The 20034-nt window shown below is 57.5% G+C and carries 30 protein-coding genes; 11 read left to right on the plus strand and 19 right to left on the minus strand.

The features are described from left to right. Positions 1-11: 11 nt before the first annotated feature. Together R8G34_16780 and R8G34_16785 are read right to left on the minus strand one after the other, a co-directional pair. A complete protein-coding gene (locus tag R8G34_16780) occupies positions 12-839 on the minus strand; it encodes a spondin domain-containing protein (protein MDW3224506.1) in 828 nt (275 codons plus the stop codon). Positions 840-986: 147 nt separating this feature from the next. Next, on the minus strand, positions 987-1796 hold the full coding sequence (locus R8G34_16785; protein MDW3224507.1) for a division plane positioning ATPase MipZ: 810 nt from the start codon (positions 1794-1796) through the stop codon (positions 987-989). Between the two features lie 558 nt (positions 1797-2354). Between R8G34_16785 and R8G34_16790 the strand changes: the two genes are divergently transcribed. Further along, positions 2355-3056 (plus strand): polyhydroxybutyrate depolymerase, encoded by a 702-nt coding sequence (locus R8G34_16790; protein ID MDW3224508.1) that lies wholly within the window; start codon positions 2355-2357, stop codon positions 3054-3056. 198 nt (positions 3057-3254) lie between these two features. Here R8G34_16790 and rpmE read toward each other — a convergent pair whose 3' ends face one another. Both rpmE and rplS read right to left on the minus strand, forming a co-directional pair. Beyond that, a complete protein-coding gene (rpmE, locus tag R8G34_16795) occupies positions 3255-3476 on the minus strand; it encodes a 50S ribosomal protein L31 (protein MDW3224509.1) in 222 nt (73 codons plus the stop codon). Between the two features lie 12 nt (positions 3477-3488). Further along, positions 3489-3872, minus strand: a complete 384-nt coding sequence (rplS, locus tag R8G34_16800; protein ID MDW3224510.1) for a 50S ribosomal protein L19 — start codon at positions 3870-3872, stop codon at positions 3489-3491. Positions 3873-4151: 279 nt separating this feature from the next. Between rplS and R8G34_16805 the strand changes: the two genes are divergently transcribed. Beyond that, complete coding sequence (locus R8G34_16805) at positions 4152-4988, plus strand: nucleotidyltransferase domain-containing protein (protein MDW3224511.1); 837 nt, start codon at positions 4152-4154, stop codon at positions 4986-4988. Between the two features lie 259 nt (positions 4989-5247). Here the strand turns inward: R8G34_16805 and trmD are convergent, their stop codons facing one another. The 12 genes from trmD to R8G34_16865 form a co-directional block, all read right to left on the minus strand. Then, positions 5248-6039 (minus strand): tRNA (guanosine(37)-N1)-methyltransferase TrmD, encoded by a 792-nt coding sequence (gene trmD / locus R8G34_16810; GenBank protein ID MDW3224512.1) that lies wholly within the window; start codon positions 6037-6039, stop codon positions 5248-5250. Between the two features lie 109 nt (positions 6040-6148). Next, the gene (gene rimM, locus R8G34_16815) at positions 6149-6655 is read right to left on the minus strand and encodes a ribosome maturation factor RimM (protein MDW3224513.1); all 507 of its coding nucleotides are present in this window, start codon (positions 6653-6655) and stop codon (positions 6149-6151) included. Then, positions 6652-6795 (minus strand): hypothetical protein, encoded by a 144-nt coding sequence (locus R8G34_16820; GenBank protein ID MDW3224514.1) that lies wholly within the window; start codon positions 6793-6795, stop codon positions 6652-6654. Before R8G34_16820 ends, rimM begins: the two co-directional genes overlap by 4 nt. Positions 6796-6895: 100 nt before the next feature. Further along, positions 6896-7261 (minus strand): 30S ribosomal protein S16, encoded by a 366-nt coding sequence (gene rpsP / locus R8G34_16825; GenBank protein MDW3224515.1) that lies wholly within the window; start codon positions 7259-7261, stop codon positions 6896-6898. 48 nt (positions 7262-7309) lie between these two features. Then, positions 7310-7606 (minus strand): chorismate mutase, encoded by a 297-nt coding sequence (locus R8G34_16830; GenBank protein ID MDW3224516.1) that lies wholly within the window; start codon positions 7604-7606, stop codon positions 7310-7312. Positions 7607-7702: 96 nt separating this feature from the next. Beyond that, the gene (locus R8G34_16835; protein ID MDW3224517.1) at positions 7703-8305 is read right to left on the minus strand and encodes a GNAT family N-acetyltransferase; all 603 of its coding nucleotides are present in this window, start codon (positions 8303-8305) and stop codon (positions 7703-7705) included. Further along, positions 8302-8823, minus strand: a complete 522-nt coding sequence (locus tag R8G34_16840) for a GNAT family N-acetyltransferase (protein MDW3224518.1) — start codon at positions 8821-8823, stop codon at positions 8302-8304. The genes R8G34_16835 and R8G34_16840 overlap by 4 nt, the downstream gene beginning before the upstream one ends. Further along, positions 8820-9341: a GNAT family N-acetyltransferase gene (locus R8G34_16845; protein ID MDW3224519.1), complete on the minus strand. Its 522-nt coding sequence runs from the start codon at positions 9339-9341 to the stop codon at positions 8820-8822. Before R8G34_16845 ends, R8G34_16840 begins: the two co-directional genes overlap by 4 nt. Positions 9342-9343: 2 nt before the next feature. Then, positions 9344-9679, minus strand: a complete 336-nt coding sequence (locus tag R8G34_16850) for an NIPSNAP family protein (GenBank protein MDW3224520.1) — start codon at positions 9677-9679, stop codon at positions 9344-9346. Further along, a complete protein-coding gene (locus R8G34_16855) occupies positions 9676-10218 on the minus strand; it encodes a GNAT family N-acetyltransferase (GenBank protein ID MDW3224521.1) in 543 nt (180 codons plus the stop codon). Before R8G34_16855 ends, R8G34_16850 begins: the two co-directional genes overlap by 4 nt. Continuing rightward, complete coding sequence (gene ffh / locus R8G34_16860) at positions 10215-11723, minus strand: signal recognition particle protein (GenBank protein MDW3224522.1); 1509 nt, start codon at positions 11721-11723, stop codon at positions 10215-10217. Before ffh ends, R8G34_16855 begins: the two co-directional genes overlap by 4 nt. 244 nt (positions 11724-11967) lie before the next feature. Then, positions 11968-12216, minus strand: a complete 249-nt coding sequence (locus R8G34_16865; GenBank protein ID MDW3224523.1) for a hypothetical protein — start codon at positions 12214-12216, stop codon at positions 11968-11970. Between the two features lie 159 nt (positions 12217-12375). Here R8G34_16865 and R8G34_16870 point away from each other — a divergent pair, with 159 nt between their 5' ends. Beyond that, entirely contained in the window at positions 12376-12933 is a 558-nt protein-coding gene (locus R8G34_16870; GenBank protein MDW3224524.1) for a hypothetical protein, read from the plus strand. A gap of 47 nt (positions 12934-12980) precedes the next feature. Here the strand turns inward: R8G34_16870 and R8G34_16875 are convergent, their stop codons facing one another. Beyond that, positions 12981-13559 (minus strand): NAD(P)H-dependent oxidoreductase, encoded by a 579-nt coding sequence (locus tag R8G34_16875; GenBank protein MDW3224525.1) that lies wholly within the window; start codon positions 13557-13559, stop codon positions 12981-12983. A gap of 131 nt (positions 13560-13690) precedes the next feature. On the opposite strand from R8G34_16875, the gene R8G34_16880 reads away from it, so the two are divergent. Both R8G34_16880 and R8G34_16885 read left to right on the plus strand, forming a co-directional pair. Then, entirely contained in the window at positions 13691-14569 is an 879-nt protein-coding gene (locus tag R8G34_16880) for a LysR family transcriptional regulator (protein ID MDW3224526.1), read from the plus strand. Beyond that, a complete protein-coding gene (locus tag R8G34_16885) occupies positions 14566-15483 on the plus strand; it encodes a DMT family transporter (protein ID MDW3224527.1) in 918 nt (305 codons plus the stop codon). Before R8G34_16880 ends, R8G34_16885 begins: the two co-directional genes overlap by 4 nt. Positions 15484-15596: 113 nt before the next feature. Here R8G34_16885 and R8G34_16890 read toward each other — a convergent pair whose 3' ends face one another. Continuing rightward, positions 15597-15929: a metalloregulator ArsR/SmtB family transcription factor gene (locus R8G34_16890; GenBank protein MDW3224528.1), complete on the minus strand. Its 333-nt coding sequence runs from the start codon at positions 15927-15929 to the stop codon at positions 15597-15599. 39 nt (positions 15930-15968) lie between these two features. After that, complete coding sequence (locus R8G34_16895; protein ID MDW3224529.1) at positions 15969-16190, minus strand: hypothetical protein; 222 nt, start codon at positions 16188-16190, stop codon at positions 15969-15971. 104 nt (positions 16191-16294) lie between these two features. On the opposite strand from R8G34_16895, the gene R8G34_16900 reads away from it, so the two are divergent. From R8G34_16900 to R8G34_16925, 6 genes are all read left to right on the plus strand, one after another. Then, positions 16295-17191: a LysR substrate-binding domain-containing protein gene (locus R8G34_16900; protein MDW3224530.1), complete on the plus strand. Its 897-nt coding sequence runs from the start codon at positions 16295-16297 to the stop codon at positions 17189-17191. Between the two features lie 204 nt (positions 17192-17395). After that, positions 17396-17728, plus strand: a complete 333-nt coding sequence (locus R8G34_16905) for an AtpZ/AtpI family protein (GenBank protein MDW3224531.1) — start codon at positions 17396-17398, stop codon at positions 17726-17728. A gap of 2 nt (positions 17729-17730) precedes the next feature. After that, complete coding sequence (locus R8G34_16910; protein ID MDW3224532.1) at positions 17731-18483, plus strand: F0F1 ATP synthase subunit A; 753 nt, start codon at positions 17731-17733, stop codon at positions 18481-18483. Between the two features lie 55 nt (positions 18484-18538). Next, a complete protein-coding gene (locus R8G34_16915) occupies positions 18539-18763 on the plus strand; it encodes a F0F1 ATP synthase subunit C (GenBank protein ID MDW3224533.1) in 225 nt (74 codons plus the stop codon). 85 nt (positions 18764-18848) lie between these two features. Then, positions 18849-19376 (plus strand): F0F1 ATP synthase subunit B', encoded by a 528-nt coding sequence (locus R8G34_16920; GenBank protein MDW3224534.1) that lies wholly within the window; start codon positions 18849-18851, stop codon positions 19374-19376. Positions 19377-19381: 5 nt separating this feature from the next. Further along, positions 19382-19948, plus strand: a complete 567-nt coding sequence (locus R8G34_16925; GenBank protein MDW3224535.1) for a F0F1 ATP synthase subunit B — start codon at positions 19382-19384, stop codon at positions 19946-19948. Positions 19949-20034: the final 86 nt, after the last annotated feature.

Raw genomic sequence — 20034 nt, forward strand, 5'->3', positions numbered from 1 at the left:
CTAGTGGTGCTTCAGCTGCGCTGTTTGCGGCGACGATGACCCCATCCGAGAAGTCCCAGCGCGCCCAAAAGAAGTGGTGCGCTTGCAGGTACTGGCACCTGCGAAATCTCGATCGTCAGCAAGTTGAAGTTGTCTGGATCCGTTGTGAAATCCAGAAATGCCGGGTTGAGTGTATCCCCGGTTGCCAACAGCACACCCGGTGCAAAAAGCTCATCTGAAAGCGCAAGGCCTTGCTGGATCAAACCCTCTCCAACCGGACTGTCTCCAATCTCAGCGCCCTGAATGAAAGCGGCCCCTTCAAACCCGTTGGCTTCGGTGCCTGCGTCATAGATCTCTGCACCTGTGACGCTGATCGTTCTGGCGCCGTTGAAATTGCCCGACGCGTCAAAGAGCTGATACGCAAGGGGATTATCGTTGCCAATGAAGTGGTCGTTCGAGGGCAAGAGCATTGAAAGGAAGGTGAAATAAAGCGCTTCAGTCGCATTGACGCTCAATCTGCCGGATACGCTTTCACCGGGCTGTACCGGGGGAGGGCCAGCGGGTGAACCCAAGACCAGCGGTTGGGAAACTGGATCGATGGCACGCCGTTCGGCCGCAATTTCCGAAGGGTTGCCCGTTTCCGCAATTAATTCCAACCCATCAGTGGCGGTTCCGCCCAGATCAAAGGCATCGAAATTGCCATCATGCAACGCGGTGTACAGCGGCGTGATGGACAAGCCCCCGGTGGCCTGATTGTTTGTCACAGTGATTTTCAAGGTCGTTGCCTGGGCTGAAACGGCGAAGGTTGTGCCAACGGCCGCAAGGGCCAGAGCCAATAGGTTTCGGTTTATAAATCGCATTTTTTACTCCTATGCAATAAGCCTTCCCTGGTGGAAAACTTCGGCACTTTAGGAGCAGGAAATAGTCACGGCGCACTCACACCTGCGTGACACTCTCGTTTCTATTCGTGTTGTGAAAAAAACTGAAATTTCCGTGAGTTGGGCAGTTTAAAAATCGATGGACACACCTGGGAGTTCCAGCGCTTTCATCAAGTCGCGCAGCTCTTGTCGTGCCGCCACATTTGAAATGTTCAGTTGTTTGACGCCGATGTCCTTGAGGTCAAGCAGCGTCAACCCGCGCGGGAACAGTTCGCGAAACACGACGCGCTCCGAAAAACCGGGTGCGATGCGAAAGCCAATACGCTTGGACAGGTTTTTTATCGCACGCTCCATCTTTTCCTTGTTGACCATGCGTTGTGCGCCCATGCGATTGCGCACGACGATCCAATCAATGGGGGCAAGCCCTGCCTGCGCGCGTAACTGGCGCGCATTCCAAACCATTTCGGAATAAACCGATGGTCCCAGAATCTGGTCGCCGGAGGAATCTGTCCTTGCCAAAAGGTCAAAATCCACAAAGCTGTCATTGAGTGGTGTGATCAATGTGTCCGCCAGTGAATGTGCAACTTGGCTCAGCCTCGTGTGTGATCCGGGGCAATCGATCAGAATGAAATCATTGTCCGGTTCCAGCGATGCAACTGATGCTGACAGGCGATGATCATAGATGTTTTCGCCGGGTTTCAGGCTGTCGGCCGAGATTTCGGGCAACTCGTGCGTGTGTGGGCTGGCAAGCGTGATCCCGGATTTTTCAAGAAACGCCTTTCTGTTTTCCGTATAGCGCCCAAAGGTGCGTTGGCGCAGATCCAGATCAAGTGCGCTGACCTTGTGACCCATCCGGACCAGCGCCGTCGCCACATGCATGGACACAGTAGACTTCCCAGCGCCGCCTTTTTCATTACCGACGACGATGATATGCGCCATTTGCCTGATCCTTTGCCCAGCGGCTTTGTACCGCCTTCTATTGCGCGAGACTATATGTGGGGTTTAGGGGTTTGGGAAGGTGTGTTACGTTCGATCGTCGTCTAAATGTCGCGAAAACCAGAAGCCAGTAATCAGAGGGTGATTGTGCATCGGCACCCCGGTCCCTGAAGGTCTAACGCCGCAATTTCGCTTGATCCGCTTCCAGAAATCCTTGCACGCACATGCCGTAGTCAACGCAGGCGTTCCAAATTCATTTTGCATTTTGGGAGCCTGTTGCCTTCGGGTGCTTGCGGCGCGTGACGGCCCTGCAAAAGAGTAAGCCGGCGCAGGGATGGAACTGCCTATGACTTTCAAAGGACGCTTTGTCGAAAAGGTTACTGGACGGGCTGGTGCCCATCAGTGTTCTATCTTTGACGGAAGCAGGAGTGCGGAATGCGAAAAAGGATATTTTTTCTACTGGTAGTGCTGTTGGCGAGTTGGTTTCCGCTTTTGGCCGCGGCCGATGATACATGCGGCGCTGCGGAGATACCCTGCAGCGTGTCTTTGGGAACGTACCATATGATAATGCCTCAGGCAGAAACGCCAAAGGGCATCGTGATGCATTTGCACGGGGGCGGGGCGACAGGTCAGGGAATGCTCAAATCCGGTATGGCCCGTACGGCTGTGGCACGTGGATATGTTTTTGTCGCGCCAACCGGGTATCATCCGAATGCTCGGTATAAGCGTAACTGGTCGGTACGTGCGGGGACGATGCGCTTTGATCGAGATGACGCTGCATTTCTGAAAGACGTGCTGGAGGACGTGCGCAGCCGACCAGCTTTAGGCGCTGTGCCATTGCTGTTGAGCGGATTCTCACGCGGCGGTTCGATGGTCTGGGATATTGCGTGCCAAAGCCCAAGCTTTGCGGAAGCTTATGCTCCTATGGCCGGTGCATTCTGGGATGACCTTCCAGATTCCTGTGAAGGCCCGGTCAAACTTTTTCATACGCACGGCTGGAATGATCGCACGGTGCCGCTTGAAGGGCGTTCCTTTGGCGGTGGTACGGTTGTGCAGGGCGATGTCTGGGCATCGTTGAAACTTTTGCGCGAAACCAATGGGTGCGACAAACGTCAGCCAGAACGCAGCAGCTTCGAGGGGGAATACTGGCTGCGCCACTGGACTGATTGCACCTATGGGCAGATAGAGCTCTTGCTGCATCAGGGAGGTCACGGCGCGCCGAAGGGCTGGTCAGCGCGGATGCTCGATTGGTTCGAACAGTAAATCATCCCGAGCATTGGCTGGGGCATTTGTGGTCACGGACAGGCGCGAACTGGCGTGCTGGAGCCATCGCCAACGTAAAACTGCCAGGCAATCGTCTATATGGTTGTGTTCACGGGTTTGCCTGGCATGCAGCGCATAAACACAAAAAAAGGCCGCTCCTGAAGGAGCGGCCCATGTCGATTAAGCAAGGTGTGTGGCTTAGAAGCCCAGACCTGCATATTTGTTTTTGAACTTGGAAACGCGCCCACCGGTATCCATCAGACGCGATGTGCCGCCTGTCCAGGCGGGGTGCACGGAAGGGTCAATATCGAGCGACAATTGATCGCCTTCTTTGCCCCATGTTGATTTCATTTCCACGATGGTGCCATCCGTCATTTTGACGTTGATCGTGTGATATTCGGGATGTGTATCGGCTTTCACAGGGTCAGCTCCTTACGCGTCTTTGGCCGCGAGCGGCTTGTAGTTGGAATTCTCGGTGATACGTGCGGATTTACCGCGACGGCTGCGCAAGTAGTACAGCTTGGCGCGACGCACACGACCGCGACGCACAACTGTGATGCTGTCGATGTTGGTGGAATGCAGCGGGAACACACGTTCCACACCTTCGCCAAAGGAAATCTTGCGAACTGTGAAGGAACCGGCGATGCCCTTGCCGTTGTTGCGCGCGATGCACACACCTTCGTAGTTCTGCACACGCGTGCGCGTGCCTTCGGTCACTTTAAAGCCCACGCGGACTGTGTCGCCGGCGCGAAAATCGGGGATCTCTTTCCCCAGAGCGGCGATTTGTTCCGCTTCAATCTCTGCAATCAGGTTCATCTGATCGTCTCCTATGATGCTCGTGGTTTGTTCCACGAAGTTTTCCGCGTTTCAGAGCTTCCGGTCTGTGGTCGGGTCCGCATGTCGCGCCCGCCGGGAGGGTTCAAACGTCGTTACTTAGTTCGTCGTCCCGCACACGCAGAACGATCCGGGGCCGCAATAGCGATTCCGAACTCGCGCGGTATAGGCGCAAATGAAAAGCGGATCAAGAGGTGCCGTTCAGCAGGCGAATGGCGGCTTTGCTATATAATTGACGATCTGTTCGGCCATGCTAGCCTGATGCCATTGACGCATGAGGAGCTACTGAAAGTGAACCACCAGCAGGTTATTCAAACGATTGCGGATGCGACAATCAAGGTGCCTGCCATCCGGGCGCTGTTTCTGAGTGGTAGCTACGGGAACGGGATGGCTGACGCTTTCAGTGATATTGATTTCGTATTGGTCTCGCCAGAGGGTGCAACCGACAATATCGCAACGCTATGGCGCGAGGCTATTGAGCAAACGGGCGAAATCGTTCTGTGGTGGGATCGAAACTCTGTTCCGGTGCTCATCAACGCCATCACCCAAGACTGGACCCGCACGGATGTCATCATTTTGAAACCAGAGCAAATGGGCTCACAGGTGCAGAGCGCCTTGAAACCATTGTTCGACCATGATGATGTTTATGGCGGCTTGGCGGAAAGGGCAGTGAATACTTCTCCTGATCTTGCCAAAACCCTTCATCAGTTCGAAGAATTCATCAGGATCCTCGGCCTGCTCCATCTTGCAGCGGGTCGGGAAGAGTACATCAACGGCGTTCTGGGGGTCTTTCATCTGCGTAACTTGTTGGTCGAACTGATGATCGCCGAAACAAACGCGCCTGACCGTGGTGGTGTCCTTCATCTTAACCGCCTTATCACCGATGAACAGAAAGCTGTCTTGGTCTCCCTTCCGCCAGCCGTTGTAGATCGTGACGCAATGATTTTCGCCCATCTTGCCTATGCAGAAGCCTATTTTCCGCGCGCCCGAAAGAGAGCGTCTCATCTTGGCTTGGTGTGGCCCGAAAAGTTTGAGGCCGCAACATGGGCAAAACTCCGCCAAACTTTGGCAATTGACCGCCCTTATGCCCCTGCATGATTTACCCGTTCAAGGAGCTTGCAGGCGTTGTCCGTTGCCGCGTGCTAATTTACTTGGAATGACGAGAGGCCCATGTGTAAAGCGAACGTCGTACTGAAAACCATCAAGTTTCGCGCCATCGCGAAGGGTCGGTCAGGAGTATTGAAATCGGTACATTTTACTGGCGTTTGAAATTAGGGGCGGCATTGTTCCACGACTTGAAAGGATGCTGACGCGCCGGATCACTTTGGACGGCACGCGTACCAGCTGTTATCTTGGCTCAGTCTTCATCGCAGAATTTTTTCCATAGATCGGGACGGCGGTGTTGGGTCAACGCTTCTGACCGCGCGCGGCGCCATTGTGCGATCTCGGCGTGGTTGCCTGACATCAAGACATCCGGTATGGCGCGCTCTTCCCAAAGTGCCGGTCGGGTGTATTGCGGGTGTTCCAGCAGTCCGTTTGTGTGGCTTTCTTCAACGGTGCTTTCGGCGTTTCCCAAGACGCCAGGTAACAATCGCACAGTAGCATCCAACATTGCTTGGGCGGCCAATTCACCTCCGGTCATAACAAAATCCCCCAGAGAGACTTCGGTCACGCCAAAATCCTCCAGCACGCGTTCGTCCACGCCCTCAAAACGCCCACACAGCAGGGTGACACCGTCACAGCGCGCCAGATCCTGCGCCATCGCCTGATCAAACCTGCGTCCACGCGGTGACATGTAAAGAATGGGCCAGCGCCCGCGTGCGTGGGTCTGTGCCTCGACCAGCGCCGGGCCAACGACATCGGCGCGCAACACCATGCCTGCGCCACCACCCGCAGGTGTATCATCTACATTCCGGTGCTTCCCGATCCCATATTCGCGCAAATCGTGGGTGTGCAACTGCCAGCGACCGTCCTGCAAGGCTTTTCCGGTCAATGACGCACCTAAAACGCCGGGGAAAGCGTCCGGAAACAGGGTCACGATGCGCGCCTGCCACACACCCGCCAATTCCTCGCCGGTTTCCATGAGGGAACGGGGTTTCAAGGTCGGGCGTATCGATTTTCGACCAAAGGACTTGGGCGTATCCGTCATGGTTTTCTGTTCCATCTGCTGGGCGTGGTCGGCGTCGTGATTTGACTGCGGCGGTGGGTTTAGACTTGGTCCAGTATACTATTGGCTTTATTTTTACGCAGACCACTGCTCAAAAAAGCCCCTCGGGCGGATCTGCAATGATGCGCTGTGTGCTCAGATCGACGGTGGGCACAGCGGCGCGTGTAAAGGGCAGCAGAACGGTTTCGGATGATCCGGGACGTTGAATGTCGAGAAGGTCGCCTGCGCCGTGATCCAGTACGTTCTTGACAGAGCCCAAAAGTGTGCCCCCCGCATCCAACACCTGCAAGCCAATCAAATCCGCGTGGTAATATTCGTCATCCGGGAGCGAAGGTAGTTGATCGCGCCGGGCAAACAATTGGGTGCCTTTCAGCGCGTCGGCCTCTTCCTTGCTCGCCACCTCGGCAATGCGTGCGACAAACCCGTTTTTTGCCGGTCGAATGAGGGCCAGATGGAACGCCCTGCCACCATCCTCATCACCCAGCGGGCTGTAGGTCTCAATGTCTTCCGCAACGGCGCAAAAGCTCTTGATCCGGATCTCGCCGTGCACGCCGTAAGACCCCCCAATGGCCCCGACACAAATCCTGTCTTCCCTCATTCCTCTGCCCCCAGGCAAATACCGTCTGACATTTCACCACCTCGATCAATACAGGTGTCGCGTTGTAGTTCACGCGCAAAAATGATCCCAGACACAAAAGCAATCCCGATCAGGATCAAGGTTCGGATCGGTCTGAACATCCTGGCTCCTAATCAACAGTGAAAAAAGGCGCTGTACCCATGAAAGAGCGCAGCGCCAATCTTGTCCAGCCCGGCGAGCAGGCCATCTCAAAAGAACCGATTATTCGGCGCTTGCTTCTTCTGCGGGTGCAGCGGACTTGGCGGCTTTTTCTTCTGCGCGCTCCTGGGCTTTCTTGCCGGGCGTGCCTTTGTTTGGGTTGTTGCGCTCGGTTTTCTCTTTCAAACCAGCGGCTTCCAACATACGCGCCACACGCTCTGTCGGCTGTGCGCCCTGGCCCAGCCAATGCTGAACCCGCTCCACGTCCATTTTCACACGCTCTTCGCTGTCTTTTGGCAGCAGCGGGTTATACGTCCCCAGTTTTTCGATGAAGCGGCCATCGCGTGGCATGCGGCTGTCAGCTGCAACGATACGGTAAAACGGGCGCTTTTTGGAGCCGCCGCGGGCGAGACGAATTTTCATAGCCATGATGTATTTCCTTTTGCGTTCATTGGGTAAGGTGGGCTTCAGGCCACCTTATTTTTGATGTTGATGGTGGTGCTGAATGACTTCAGCGATGATGAAGTTGAGGAACTTCTTGGCAAATTCCGGGTCCAGATCGGCCCGATTTGCCAAATCTTCGAGCCGTTCGATCTGCGCAGCTTCACGCGCAGGATCGGACGGGGGAAGGTCGTGGTTGGCTTTGAGTTTCCCCACCGCCTGCGTGTGTTTGAACCGCTCGCCTAGCGTATAGACGAGGATCGCATCAAGCCGGTCAATGGAGGCGCGGTGCTCCTTGAGAACCTCCGCGGCGCGCTGCTCGGTATCACTCATGACAGGCCTCCAATACAGGCAAACCGGCGCTGCACAGCCTGTGCACAGCCTGTACACAAGCTGTACACCGATGCTGTGCACATCCTGAAAACCAAATCAGTCAATCGCCCATCCTTTCGGTTTGAACAGCGGATCAGCGTAATGGCTGATTTCCATGTCGATGCCATGCGCCAACTGCGTTCCGGCCAGAGCTTCCGGCGCGGGGTGACGATAAACGGAATCATTGCCATCAATGGTGAGGGCCTCGGCGTCCTTCACCGCGCCCAACCGTTCAGCCAGCCGGATGCTGTCAAGGTTCTTGGGGTCAATGTAACTTACGGCGGTTTTCCAACCCTTATGCCCATAAAGATACTGACGCACCGCATGGGTCGCCTCCAGCGCATAACCCTTGCCGTTCTTGTCCGGCCAGATCACCCAGGCGATTTCCGCCTCCGGCCATTTCGCCGGTTTCCATGCCCCGGCCATGCCATAAGTCTCGTCGGTGTCGCGATCATGGATCATCCACATGCCATAACCCCGGATCTGCCAATGGCCGATTTCGGCGGCATAAAGCATCCATGTCTCATAGGCGTTCAGCGGCCCGCCCATGAAACGCGCGCGGTAGCTGGTGAAGGTCGCCTGAAAATCCGGGTAGTCCTCGGGCTCCGGGCCACGCAGGATCAGACGCTTGGTCTCGAGGGTGGGAATCAACTTGCTCATGCGGCGTGCCTCACATGACGAAAGACCAGAACATCCTTTTCCGAATTCGGGATTTGCGCTGTTTCATCCCGTGTCGCCCCCAACCGTTCAGCCAACGCAATCGAGGCCGCGTTGGGTGCGTCCACATAGCTGACGATGGTGTCCCATTTCAGCACGTCCCACGCCCGCGCGATGCAGGCCTCAGCCGCTTCAAACGCAATGCCCTGACCCTCAGAGGCAGTATCAAACAGGATCCAGCCGACTTCCTTTTCCGGCCAGCCGTGCGGGAACCAATGCCCCACAATGCCCAGCGGTGCATCTGAGCCTTTGAGAGTAACGATATACATGCCAAATCCACGGATCGCCCAATGCCCGAATGCCGTGCCAAAGGTATTCCACGCCTGCCGTGCGGTCATCGGCCCGCCCACGTATCTGGATCGGTCTGACTGGTAAAACGCCATGAACGCCCCGGCATCCGAGGGTTTTGGACCGCGCAGGATCAAACGGGTGGTTTCCAATGCGGGGATGGCAGCGCTCACAGGGTCACCGCCTTTGGGTCGGGGTGACGATAGACCTGCATTGTGCCATAGACAGGATGCTCGAAATCCTTTGTCTCGCGCTGGGCTCCCATGGCTGTGGCCAGGCGAATGGAGGCGGCGTTTGCCGGGTCAATCGAGCTGATCAGCGTGGTCATGCCCAGCGTATCATAGGCATAGCGCCGTGCCGCAAGGGCAGCCTCAAGCGCATAACCCTGACCATTACCGGCCCAGAGCATCCAGCCCACTTCGGGTTCCGGCCAGTCAAGCGGCGCGTGCAGGCCAATAAGGCCAATTGCACCGGGCGTGTCGCGGCGTTCGACCATCCAGCGCCCGAAACCGCGCAACTGCCAATGGCCAAGCACCTCGGCAGTGTACCGCCAGACCTCAAAATCCCGCAAAGGTCCCCCGACGAAACGCGCGGCCTCGCTGCCATAGAACGCAGCAAACCCGGCAACGTCGCCTTGCGCGGGGGCACGCAGGATCAAACGATCCGTGGTTATGGTGGGGATCGGCGTCACGGCTACATCAGGCCCAGATCAGCGGGGCTTTCGCCTTCCAGCACGGGGCGCGTGAAGTGGCGGTCATAACGGCGGATACACCCTGTGCGCTCGGAATGGGCGTATGTGGCGATGCAGGCGGGATCGCTCGCCATGGCGACGCGATATTCTTCATAGGCTGCAAGCGAGGGGAAGCTGAAACCGCACCATGCCAGATCGGAGGGTCCTTCCGAGGGCAGCCAGTAGCCGTGATGCGTGCCGCCCATGCGGTTGATGTTGTGAATCCAGGCCTTGGCGTAGATTTCAAAATCCGCGACTTTCGCAGGGTCAATCTCGTATTTCAGGAAACAGGTGATCATGCGGGTACTCCGGCTGCGGTAAGCTCAAATCCAAAGACGTCGCGGCTGTGACCATCCGGGAAGGCGTCGCGGCGCAGTTTTTTGCCGCCGAGCCGTTCCACCAGACGCAGGGCTGCTGCGTTTGTGTCACGCACATGAGTTTCGACGCGCTGCCAGCCCAAGGCATCGCGGGCATAGGCCAACACCGCGCGCGCCGCCTCGGATGCGTATCCCTTGCCGCGTTCGGTGCCAAGCAACCACCAGGTCAGCTCATGGCTGGGCCAGCCGTTCCAATGCACGATCCCGCAGCCGCCCACGGGTTTTTGGCTGTCACGCTCGATCACGACAAACTTGCCGAAACCATTCATCTGCCAATGTCCGATGTCCGCGGCCAGTCGCACGTTGGCCTGATCAGGCCGCAGAGGTCCGCCATAGAAATACCCATCACCGGTCTGCGCATCAAAGAAATCCGCATAGAGTTGCGCGTCCGCGCGACAAGGGCCGCGCAGCACAAGGCGCTGTGTCTCAAGGACAGGTATATCCAGAGCTGGTGTGGTCATTTTTTCTTGCCGAACCCTGACAGACCGGGGGGCAGGGCCATGCCGCCCCCGCCCATACCACCAAGACCGCCGGGCAGCTTGCCGCCCATGGCTTTGGCGGCGGCTTCAAGCTGTTTGGGATCCATCTGGGACGGGTCCATGCCGGGCATACCGCCCTTGCCCATCATGCCCTTCATCGCCTGTTTCATCATGCCGCCTTTGCCCATTTTGCCCATCTTCTTCATCATGTCGCCCATCTGGCGCTGCATTTTCAGAAGCTTGTTGAGCTCGGAGACCTCCATGCCCGCCCCCTTGGCGATCCGCTTTTTGCGGCTGGCCTGCAGGATCTGCGGATTGGCGCGTTCCTTTTTGGTCATGGATTGGATCAGGGCAATCTGGTGTTTCAGAACCTTGTCGTCGAACCCTGCGTTTTCCACCTGTTTGGCCATTTTACCCATGCCGGGCATCATGCCCATCATGCCCTGCATGCCGCCCATCTTGATCATCTGTTCAAGCTGCATCTTGAGGTCGTTCATGTTGAACTGACCTTTGGCCATGCGCTTCATCATGCGCTCGGATTGCTCGATTTCGAGCGTTTCCTGCGCTTTTTCGACCAATGCGACGATGTCGCCCATGCCCAGAATCCGGCCCGCGATGCGTTCCGGCTCAAAGGTTTCAATGGCGTCCATCTTTTCGCCGAGGCCGACGTATTTGATCGGCTTGCCCGTGACTGCGCGCATCGAGAGCGCCGCACCGCCGCGCCCGTCGCCATCCATTCGCGTCAGAACCACGCCGGAAACGCCGATCTTGTCGTCAAATTCGGTGGCCACATTGACCGCGTCCTGCCCGGTCAGACCATCCACCACCAGCAGCGTTTCGCGTGGGTTGGCCACATCGCGCACCGCAGCGGCCTGCGCGATCAGTTCCGCGTCAATGTGCAAACGGCCCGCCGTATCGAGCATATAGACGTCATAACCGCCCAGACCCGCTTGGGTTTTGGCGCGCTTGGCGATGGCAACGGGGTCTTCGCCTTTGACGATGGGCAGGGTGTCGACGCCGATTTGTACGCCCAGGATCGCCAGCTGTTCCATCGCGGCGGGGCGGTTGACGTCAAGCGAGGCCATCAGCACGCGTTTGCCGTCGCGATCCGTGAGACGCTTGGCGAGTTTCGCGGTGGTCGTGGTTTTCCCCGAGCCCTGAAGGCCGACCATGAGGATCGGCGCGGGCGGATTGTCGATCTTCAGCGCACCCGGCTCGCCTTCGCCTGTGAGCACGTCGATCAGCGCATCATGCACGATCTTGACGACCTGTTGGCCCGGCGTGATGGATTTGGTGACGGCCTGACCGGTGGCTTTTTCCTGCACGGCTTTCACGAAATCGCGCGCCACGGGCAGGGAGACGTCGGCCTCCAGCAGCGCCACGCGGACCTCGCGCAGGGCCGTTGTCACGTCCTCTTCAGAGAGCGCGCCTTGTTTTGTCAGCCGGTCAAAGACGCCAGAGAGGCGTTCAGAGAGATTTTCAAACATGGGCCAGGGCCCCCTTCGATTGTCGGTTGCATCACCCCATGATGTAGGGCCTGCGCAGGTCATTCACAAATGCCCTTGTCCGTGCGTGCGCGGGCAAAACCGGATGGTCTGTGACGAACCCTGTGCGGAGCAGGGTCAAAACCAAACAGTTCTGCCCCCGTGGGCGCGACGCGCTGACGGAGGGCGATCCCGGGAAACATCCCAAAGGACCGGAAGATCAAAGCTTCCGGGATTTCAGCAGCATTTAAGTCGCTGGCGAACCTGAGTCAAGCCGTTTGAAAACGCGTTCCTCCAGCGCCTTGACGTGTTCTTCGAGGTGGCGGAAGCGCCGCTCGATTTCGTCGCTGGGCATGAAGGCCGTGCGCGAGGCGTCTTCCACCAGATTGCCCAGCACTTGAACAAAGCCCGGATCATCGCGCAGCCGCATGTTCACCATGCGCATCAGATCGTGGTGTTCGGTCGCGGTTCTCAATGTGAGGTTTGGCAGCGGCATCGTTGTCTCCTGTGCATACCCGATATTCGTGTTGCGATTTGCGTATCAGAACGTATTGCGAATAGAAAGCCCATTCTTATATCCGTTGTAACACGAAACGCATTGCAAAACGCAATGCATTCCACTGGATCGTGTTGGTAAATGTTTAAGGAGATAGCAATGAACTATGCAGACGTGGAAAACTTTAACGTCGATGAGACAGCGCCGCTGATTTACATGATACATATCGATAAGGGAGAGACGCGCGATTTATTCATCGGCTCTGCTGCGCGGGGCAGTGATTTGCCACGCCAGGGGCAACTCTGGGCAGCAGAGTCGCTGCTTCAGAGCGACCCGCCCTATCCGGATTGGTTCTTTCGATGCGAACGCGTGCATTTCGCCATGGCAGAAGCCTCGCTGCTGGACCACCCGATCAAGCTGCTCCTGTTGGGAAACACGTTGCTGTCGCAGCTGGAAACAAAGCGCAGAAAACTGGAGCAGACGATGCGCCCGTCGCTGAACGTCTGCCTGCCAGATGAAACAAGCTCCATGATCGCGCGCCTCAGGATGCTCCGGTTCAAGGCGCTCGACGATTTTCGAAAGGCTGAAAGCCCCAAGGCGTTACGCGCACAAGTACCGCACCGTTGGAATGCGGCCTGCGAAGGCTACGCGGATATGAAGAGCATCAGCGTCAAGGAGGCCGAGCAAAGGCTCAAACGCAAGTTCGCGATTTTCTAGCGATGCGGGGCAGTTGTTTTTGGGCTGCTGCCCCGCATGATTTGCGCTCAGGCCGCGAGCGCGGCAATCCCGGCGTGGGCCTTGGCCATGGCTTTGTCAGAATTCGCCATCACCTGATCCGCCGCCACGATTTCAACGTCCGAAATACCGATGAATCCCATGATATGACGCAGATACCCGGAGGCAAAATCAATTTCTGAACCCACGGGCGTGCCGCCAGTGGCCAGGGCAATCACCGCGCGTTTGCCGTCCAACAGGCCCTTGGGGCCGTTTTCGGTATAGGCAAAGGTCACGCCTGCTCGTGCGATCAGATCAATCCAAGCCTTGAGAGCAGCGGGCACGCCAAAGTTATAGACCGGCGCGCCGATGACCAGAATGTCAGCGGCCTTTATCTCGGCAATCAACTCATCCGACAGCGCCAGCGCCTGTTGCTGGGCGGGCGTGCGCTGATCGACAGGTGTGAAATTGGCGTTGACCCAGGTCTCGTTGATCTGGGGCAAGGCGTCGCTCAGATCGCGCCGCAGGACCGTGCCGTCGAATTTGTCGACAATGCGCGCCGTGAGGTCGCGGGTGGTGGAGCCTGTGTGACGGGCGGAGGCATCAATGTGCAAAATGGTCTTGGTCATGTCGGATGTCCTGTTATCATTTGGGTGGATGTTTCCTGCCATGAACGTGGGGCATTGCATTATCGAACACAATTGGCGATATGTAACAACTGGTGTGCGCTTGTGCACATCCTGGAGCACGGAAGTGTGGCATGGACAATTGGGACGAAATCAAAACCGCCTATCAGGTCGCCCGCATGGGCACTGTCAGCGGGGCCGCGGATGTGTTGGGCGTACATCACGCCACGGTCATCCGCCATATTGATGCATTGGAAAAACGGCTGGGCGTCAAACTGTTTCAACGTCATGCGCGCGGCTATACGGCCACGGAGGCCGGGCAGGATCTGTTGCGCGTCGCGCAGGCCACGGATGATCAGTTCAGCCAGTTGGCCGGACGCATCAAGGGGTTGGGCAATGAGGTGTCGGGCGAGTTGGTCGTGACCTCCCTGATCAGTCTCGCCCCCCGCATGGTGCCGCTTTTGGTCAGGTTCCAGAACAAATACCCTGATGTGGTGGTGCGGTACCTGACCGGCGACCGGCTGTTTCGTCTGGAATACGGCGAGGCCCATATTGCGGTCCGCGCCGGGTCCGCGCCGGATCAGCCCGACAATGTGGTGCAGAGTTTTCACCACCAGCAAATCGGGTTGTTTGCCACCAAATCCTACCTGCGCGAGTATGGGATGCCCCAAAGTCTGGAAGATTTTGCCGATCACCGGTTTGTCGGGCATGACAGTGACACAAGCCGCGCGCCTTTCAATCGCTGGCTGCGCGCGCATATTCCGGCAGCCTCTCTGACCTTTCGGTCTACCGATACCCATGCCCTCGAAGAAGCGGTTAAAGCCGGCGCAGGCATCGGTTTCCTGCCGCTGGTGGAGGCCCGCAAGAACATCGATCTGGTGGAGGTATTTGAGCGACAGGAGGCCTGGTCCGCGCCGCTCTGGCTGGTGACGCATGTGGATCTGCACCGCACGACAAAGGTGCAGGCGTTTCTGACCTTCCTCAAGGACGCCTCAAAGGACTGGACGCGATGAGTCCGGACAGGCAGGGGCATCTGGCGATGCTGACATTTTCTGCCCTGGTGGCGGGATCTTTCGCGCTGGGCGCGCAGGCGGCGAATGAAATTGACCCGGTTGTGCTGAACGCCGTACGCTTTGTGATGGCGGCGGCGGTGATCGGTGCCGTGGCTGCAGTGACCACGGGTCTGCCCCGCGCAGCCTTTCAGGCACCCTGGCGGTACGTGGTATTGGGCGCGTCTTTCGTGCTGTATTTTGTGCTGATGTTTGAAGGGCTGAAGACGGCGGCGCCGGTGAGTGCGGCGGCAGTGTTTACCCTGACCCCGGTGATGGCGGCGGGTTTTGGCTGGCTGCTGTTGCGGCAGATCACCACGCCGCGCATGGCGCTTGCGCTGACGATTGGTGCTGCGGGCGCTTTATGGGTGATTTTTCGCGCCGATCTCGCGGCGTTGCGGGCCTTTGAGGTCGGGCGCGGCGAATTGATATTCTTTGTTGGCTGTATTGCGCATGCGTTTTACACGCCGATGGTGCGCAAACTGAACCGGGGCGAACCGGCCGTGGTCTTTACCTTTGGGGTTCTGGTCGCGGGGGCGGCCCTGCTGATCCTTTATGCTTGGTCCGACATCTGGGCAACCGATTGGGCGGCGCTGCCCGCCATCGTCTGGATTACCCTGCTCTATATATCCATCTTTGCATCCTCGGCGACCTTCGTGCTGTTGCAATTTGCCTCGCTGCGTCTGCCAAGCGCCAAGGTCATGGCCTATACCTACCTCACGCCAAGCTGGGTGATCCTGTGGGAAATGGCGCTGGGCAATGGCGCGCCGGGTCTGGTCATTCTGGGGGGTGTGGCTCTGACCATTCTGGCGCTTTTGCTGCTGTTGCGGGACGACAGCGCGCCGCTGGTGGAACCAAAACCGCAGAACGCGCGTTAACCTGTCACACCAAAGAGAGGGAAAACAAAATGCGTAGTATTATTTATCTGGTCGGTCTTGTGGTAGTTGTGATGGCCGTGATCAATCTGGCCACCTGATACCCCCTGCGCCCTTCAGGCGCTTTCTTCTGGCAGTTCGGAGGCGAGAAATCGCTCGAAATCATCGAGATGAACCGGTTCGAACTGCCCGAAGCCCTGCATCCAGACCGAGGCTGTGCGCAGGGCGTCCGGCTCCAGTTTGCACCATTTCACGCGGCCACGTTTTTCCTGAGAGATCAGACCGGCGGCCGTGAGGACACCAAGATGTTTCGAAATCGCGGCCAGTGACATCTGAAACGGCTCGGCCACGTCGGTCACGGCCATATCATCCTCCAACAACAAGGTCAGAATGGCGCGCCGGGTCGGGTCGGCGAGGGCTGCAAAGGTCTGATCGAGTGTCCGCGACATGCCCCGATATAGCGTCGCCCCGCACAGAGGGGAAGTGGGTCAGCCATAGGGGTGATGATGGGTTTGGGAGGGCAGAGTGAGTTTATAACGTGTGTGCTCAGCCTCCGTCAGACCGATGTCGCGCGCCAGATGTGCGTTGAGGCGGCGAATGTGCAGGCCTTTGGGAGCGGGTTTGATGCGCCTGAACACCTTCAGAACCCAATATTTGAGTGACTTTTTCGCAATAAAATTTTGATCGCCCACGAGCGGTATATCGGTCATTGTTCGTTCCTTGGTTGATGTTTGACTGAAACATTCCACGAAAACGACGCCGAAATCAAAATCAATTGCTTGACAGAGCATGTGCGAAAAATGCACATAACCCTATGTCCCGTACATTACCCCCGCTGAATGCCCTGCGCGCTTTTGAGGCCGCCGGACGTCATGAAAGCTTTTCCCGCGCGGCGGAGGAATTGGGTGTGAGCCACTCGTCCATCAGCCGCCATGTGCGCGGGTTGGAGGATCGCCTGAACCGACAGTTGTTCCGCGATTTGCCGCGTGGCCTCGTTCTGACACAGGACGGCGTTGCCTATCTGGCGGATGTGACCCCGGCCCTGGATGCCATTGCCGACGCCACGGAGCAACTGACCGAAAGCCCCGCCGGTACGGTAAGCGTGAACAGTGAACCGCTCTTTGCGGAACGCTTCATCATTCCACGACTGGCCCGCTTTCAAAAAGCCTATCCGGATGTGGAAGTCAGGCTGGATGCGTCATCGCGGCTTGCGGATGTGGAACGCTATGAAGCCGATATCGCCATTCGCTTTGCGCATAGTGGCCGGTTGGATGTGCCTTGCGATCTGTTGAGTTCGGCGCTGATCTACCCCTATGCAGCACCGGATTTCATTGGCAAGCAGATCGCTCAGCCAGCGGATTTGTTGACACAGCCACTGCTGCGCGACCGGATTGGCAACATCTGGAAACCCTGGTTCGCGGCGGCAGGTGTGGTGGCAGATGACCTGCCGGAAAAAGGTTGGCGGCTGAAATTCCCGCTGGCCTATGAGGCGGCCTTGAACGGGTTGGGCGTTTACCTCAGTTCGTCCGAATGCGTGTCTTTGGACGTGGCGCAGGGGCGTCTGGTGCGGTGCTTTGACATTGGCATCCGCGATGGCGCGTTTTTCCTCGTCTATGGAAGCCGGGTGATGCGGCGCGCGGCGGTGCGCCAGTTTCGCGCCTGGTTACTGGATGAAGCACGGCCGTTTCGCGACGCGGAGGCTGGCGCGTGAAAAATCAACCAGATGGTTGAATATGCTTTTAGAGGCTTTTCCGCCGACAAGGGGCCTGCGACATGTTGCAACGGATGTTTTGAGAATGCTTGAAGTCGATTAATATCAAAGGCTTATTGGGTTCCTGGCCGCTGCACCTGATCGGTTGACTCACGCCCCCCTGCGCAATAGCACAGGCGCAACCATCCAGAGGGGTGTTTTGACGTGACAGAGAGTGACCAAAAGCAGCGCTTGGAGCAGCTTGAGGCCAAGATCGCAGCGGCAAAACAGGCGCAAGCACCAAAACCCCGGTCGGATGAACACTATTCTCAGGCGCAACATGCCTGGCGGATGGTGATCGAACTTGTAGCCGGTCTCGGGATCGGTTTTGGCATCGGATACGGGCTGGACTGGCTCTTTGGGACAATCCCGATCTTTCTGGTGCTGTTTACGATGCTGGGTCTGGCGGCCGGAGTGAAAACGATGCTTCGCTCCGCGCAGGAGATGCAGGAAAACAAGATGGCCCAGGAGGCCGAAACGAAAGACGGGGAGCCCTGAGAATGGCGACAGATGCAAGCGAAGAAGGCGGTCTGGTTTTCCACCCGATGGACCAGTTCATCATCCAGCCTTTGTTTGGAGAGGGTGCCATTGCCTGGTACACGCCGACAAATGCAGCGCTCTGGATGGGACTTGCCATCGTCGCCGTGATCCTTCTGATGGTTGTAGGCAGCTCCAAACGCGCCGTCGTGCCCACGCGCAGCCAGTCGGTTGCTGAACTGGCCTACGGTTTCATCTACAAGATGGTCGAGGACATTTGTGGCAAGGAGGGGCTCAAGTATTTCCCCTATATCATGACGCTGTTCATGTTCATTGTCTGCGCCAACTTCCTCGGTCTGATCCCCACAGCCTTTACGCCGACGTCGCATTTCGCTGTGACGGTTGTGATGGCGATGGCAGTGTTCCTGACAGTCACCATTCTGGGGTTTGTCAAGAATGGCGCGGGTTTCCTGAGCCTGTTCTGGGTGTCTTCGGCACCGCTGGCGTTGCGGCCCATTCTGGCGATCATCGAATTGATTTCCTATTTTGTGCGCCCGGTCAGCCATTCCATTCGTCTGGCGGGCAACGTCATGGCGGGTCACGCGGTGATCAAGGTCTTCGCAGGCTTTGCGGTCATCACAGCGGTCAGCCCGGTGGCGATCCTCGGCATCACTGCGATGTATGGTCTGGAGGTCCTCGTGTCCTTCATTCAGGCCTACGTTTTCACCATTCTGACGTGCGTGTACCTCAAGGACGCACTTCATCCGCATCACTAATTCGGGCGGTTTCACCCGTTCAAATACTCAACTTCCAATCGTAAGGAGAATTCACATGGAAGGCGAACTCGCACACATCGGCGCAGGTCTGGCAGCAATCGGTTCCGGGGCAGCAGCCATCGGTGTTGGTAACGTTGCAGGCAACTACCTGGCAGGCGCATTGCGCAACCCCTCTGCCGCGGCCAGCCAAACAGCTACACTCTTCATCGGTATCGCTTTCGCAGAAGCGCTGGGGATCTTCGCATTCCTCGTCGCCCTGCTTTTGATGTTCGCTGTTTAAGCTTCAAACAACGATATTCCTTACGGTCGGGCGGCGCATTTTGATGTGCTGCCCGATGTAACGGCCCGCCGCGCAGGAGAACGACATGGCTACCGAAACACATAGCGCTGATGCTGCTGCCTCCGGGGGCATGCCACAGCTCGATTTCTCTACTTGGGCAAACCAGATTTTCTGGTTGGTGATCACACTGGTTGTGATTTACATGATTTTGTCGCGCGTGGCCTTGCCGCGCATTGCGGCCGTTCTGGCGGAACGTCAGGGCACGATAACAAACGATGTGGCCGCTGCCGAAGACCTGAAGGTCAAGGCACAGCAAGCCGAAGCCGCCTATGATCAGGCGTTGGCCGATGCCCGCACAGAGGCTCACCGCATCGTCGGCGAAGCAAAAGCTGAAATTCAGCAGGATCTGGATGCTGCGATCGCAAAAGCAGATGCAGAGATCGCCGCCAAAGCCGCCGAGTCCGAAAAAGCAATTGCGGAAATTCGTGCTGGCGCTGTGGAAGCTGTCAAAGAAGTCGCAGCCGAAACCGCGCAGGAAATTGTGACTGCCATGGGCGGTACAGCCGACGCGAAGGCGGTTTCTGCCGCTGTCGACACGCGTTTGAAAGGATAAGCGAGATGCGTTTTCAAACAGTCTTGATTGCCACTGCCGCAAGTGCAGGCGTTGCAAGCCCGGCTTTGGCCGCTGGCGGTGGTATATCCTTGAGCAATACAGATTTTGTGGTGTTCCTGGGTCTGGTCGTTTTTATCGGTATTCTGATTTATTTCAAAGTGCCGGGCCTGATCATGGGAATGCTGGACAAGCGCGCCGAGGGCATTCAGTCCGAGCTGGAAGAAGCCCGTGCGCTGCGCGAAGAAGCACAGTCGTTGCTGGCGAGCTATGAGCGCAAGCAGCGCGAAGTTCAGGATCAGGCGGACCGCATCGTGGCTGCGGCCAAGGAAGAAGCTGGCGTTGCCGCTGAGCAGGCGCGTGCTGATCTGGAAGTGTCTCTGGCGCGCCGCATGGCTGCCGCCGCCGAGCAGATCGCAACAGCCCAAAGCGCTGCCGTCAAGGAAGTGCGCGATCAATCCGTCACGGTCGCAGTTGCAGTGGCGCGCGAGATGATCGCCAAGCAAATGACCGCCGCACAGGGCAACAGCCTGATTGATGGCGCCATCGCTGAAGTGGACGCCAAGCTGCACTAGCCCAATGGTGGCCTGAAGCCCACCCTACGGCAGTCCCGGTCATTGGCCGGGAATGTGCATTGTGCATTGTGCGTATGCGGTGCGCT

This window comes from Paracoccaceae bacterium, assembly GCA_033344815.1.
GTDB lineage: Bacteria > Pseudomonadota > Alphaproteobacteria > Rhodobacterales > Rhodobacteraceae > Roseobacter.

Coding starts and splice junctions, on each gene's coding strand:
- R8G34_16780 (MDW3224506.1), bottom strand. CDS start 839: ATGCGATTTATAAACCGAAACCTATTGGCTCTGGCCCTTGCGGCCGTT.
- R8G34_16785 (MDW3224507.1), bottom strand. CDS start 1,796: ATGGCGCATATCATCGTCGTCGGTAATGAAAAAGGCGGCGCTGGGAAG.
- R8G34_16790 (MDW3224508.1), top strand. CDS start 2,355: ATGATAATGCCTCAGGCAGAAACGCCAAAGGGCATCGTGATGCATTTG.
- rplS (MDW3224510.1), bottom strand. CDS start 3,872: ATGAACCTGATTGCAGAGATTGAAGCGGAACAAATCGCCGCTCTGGGG.
- R8G34_16805 (MDW3224511.1), top strand. CDS start 4,152: ATGCCATTGACGCATGAGGAGCTACTGAAAGTGAACCACCAGCAGGTT.
- trmD (MDW3224512.1), bottom strand. CDS start 6,039: ATGACGGATACGCCCAAGTCCTTTGGTCGAAAATCGATACGCCCGACC.
- rimM (MDW3224513.1), bottom strand. CDS start 6,655: ATGAGGGAAGACAGGATTTGTGTCGGGGCCATTGGGGGGTCTTACGGC.
- R8G34_16820 (MDW3224514.1), bottom strand. CDS start 6,795: ATGTTCAGACCGATCCGAACCTTGATCCTGATCGGGATTGCTTTTGTG.
- rpsP (MDW3224515.1), bottom strand. CDS start 7,261: ATGGCTATGAAAATTCGTCTCGCCCGCGGCGGCTCCAAAAAGCGCCCG.
- R8G34_16830 (MDW3224516.1), bottom strand. CDS start 7,606: ATGAGTGATACCGAGCAGCGCGCCGCGGAGGTTCTCAAGGAGCACCGC.
- R8G34_16835 (MDW3224517.1), bottom strand. CDS start 8,305: ATGAGCAAGTTGATTCCCACCCTCGAGACCAAGCGTCTGATCCTGCGT.
- R8G34_16850 (MDW3224520.1), bottom strand. CDS start 9,679: ATGATCACCTGTTTCCTGAAATACGAGATTGACCCTGCGAAAGTCGCG.
- R8G34_16855 (MDW3224521.1), bottom strand. CDS start 10,218: ATGACCACACCAGCTCTGGATATACCTGTCCTTGAGACACAGCGCCTT.
- ffh (MDW3224522.1), bottom strand. CDS start 11,723: ATGTTTGAAAATCTCTCTGAACGCCTCTCTGGCGTCTTTGACCGGCTG.
- R8G34_16865 (MDW3224523.1), bottom strand. CDS start 12,216: ATGCCGCTGCCAAACCTCACATTGAGAACCGCGACCGAACACCACGAT.
- R8G34_16870 (MDW3224524.1), top strand. CDS start 12,376: ATGAACTATGCAGACGTGGAAAACTTTAACGTCGATGAGACAGCGCCG.
- R8G34_16875 (MDW3224525.1), bottom strand. CDS start 13,559: ATGACCAAGACCATTTTGCACATTGATGCCTCCGCCCGTCACACAGGC.
- R8G34_16880 (MDW3224526.1), top strand. CDS start 13,691: ATGGACAATTGGGACGAAATCAAAACCGCCTATCAGGTCGCCCGCATG.
- R8G34_16885 (MDW3224527.1), top strand. CDS start 14,566: ATGAGTCCGGACAGGCAGGGGCATCTGGCGATGCTGACATTTTCTGCC.
- R8G34_16890 (MDW3224528.1), bottom strand. CDS start 15,929: ATGTCGCGGACACTCGATCAGACCTTTGCAGCCCTCGCCGACCCGACC.
- R8G34_16895 (MDW3224529.1), bottom strand. CDS start 16,190: ATGACCGATATACCGCTCGTGGGCGATCAAAATTTTATTGCGAAAAAG.
- R8G34_16900 (MDW3224530.1), top strand. CDS start 16,295: ATGTCCCGTACATTACCCCCGCTGAATGCCCTGCGCGCTTTTGAGGCC.
- R8G34_16910 (MDW3224532.1), top strand. CDS start 17,731: ATGGCGACAGATGCAAGCGAAGAAGGCGGTCTGGTTTTCCACCCGATG.
- R8G34_16915 (MDW3224533.1), top strand. CDS start 18,539: ATGGAAGGCGAACTCGCACACATCGGCGCAGGTCTGGCAGCAATCGGT.
- R8G34_16920 (MDW3224534.1), top strand. CDS start 18,849: ATGGCTACCGAAACACATAGCGCTGATGCTGCTGCCTCCGGGGGCATG.
- R8G34_16925 (MDW3224535.1), top strand. CDS start 19,382: ATGCGTTTTCAAACAGTCTTGATTGCCACTGCCGCAAGTGCAGGCGTT.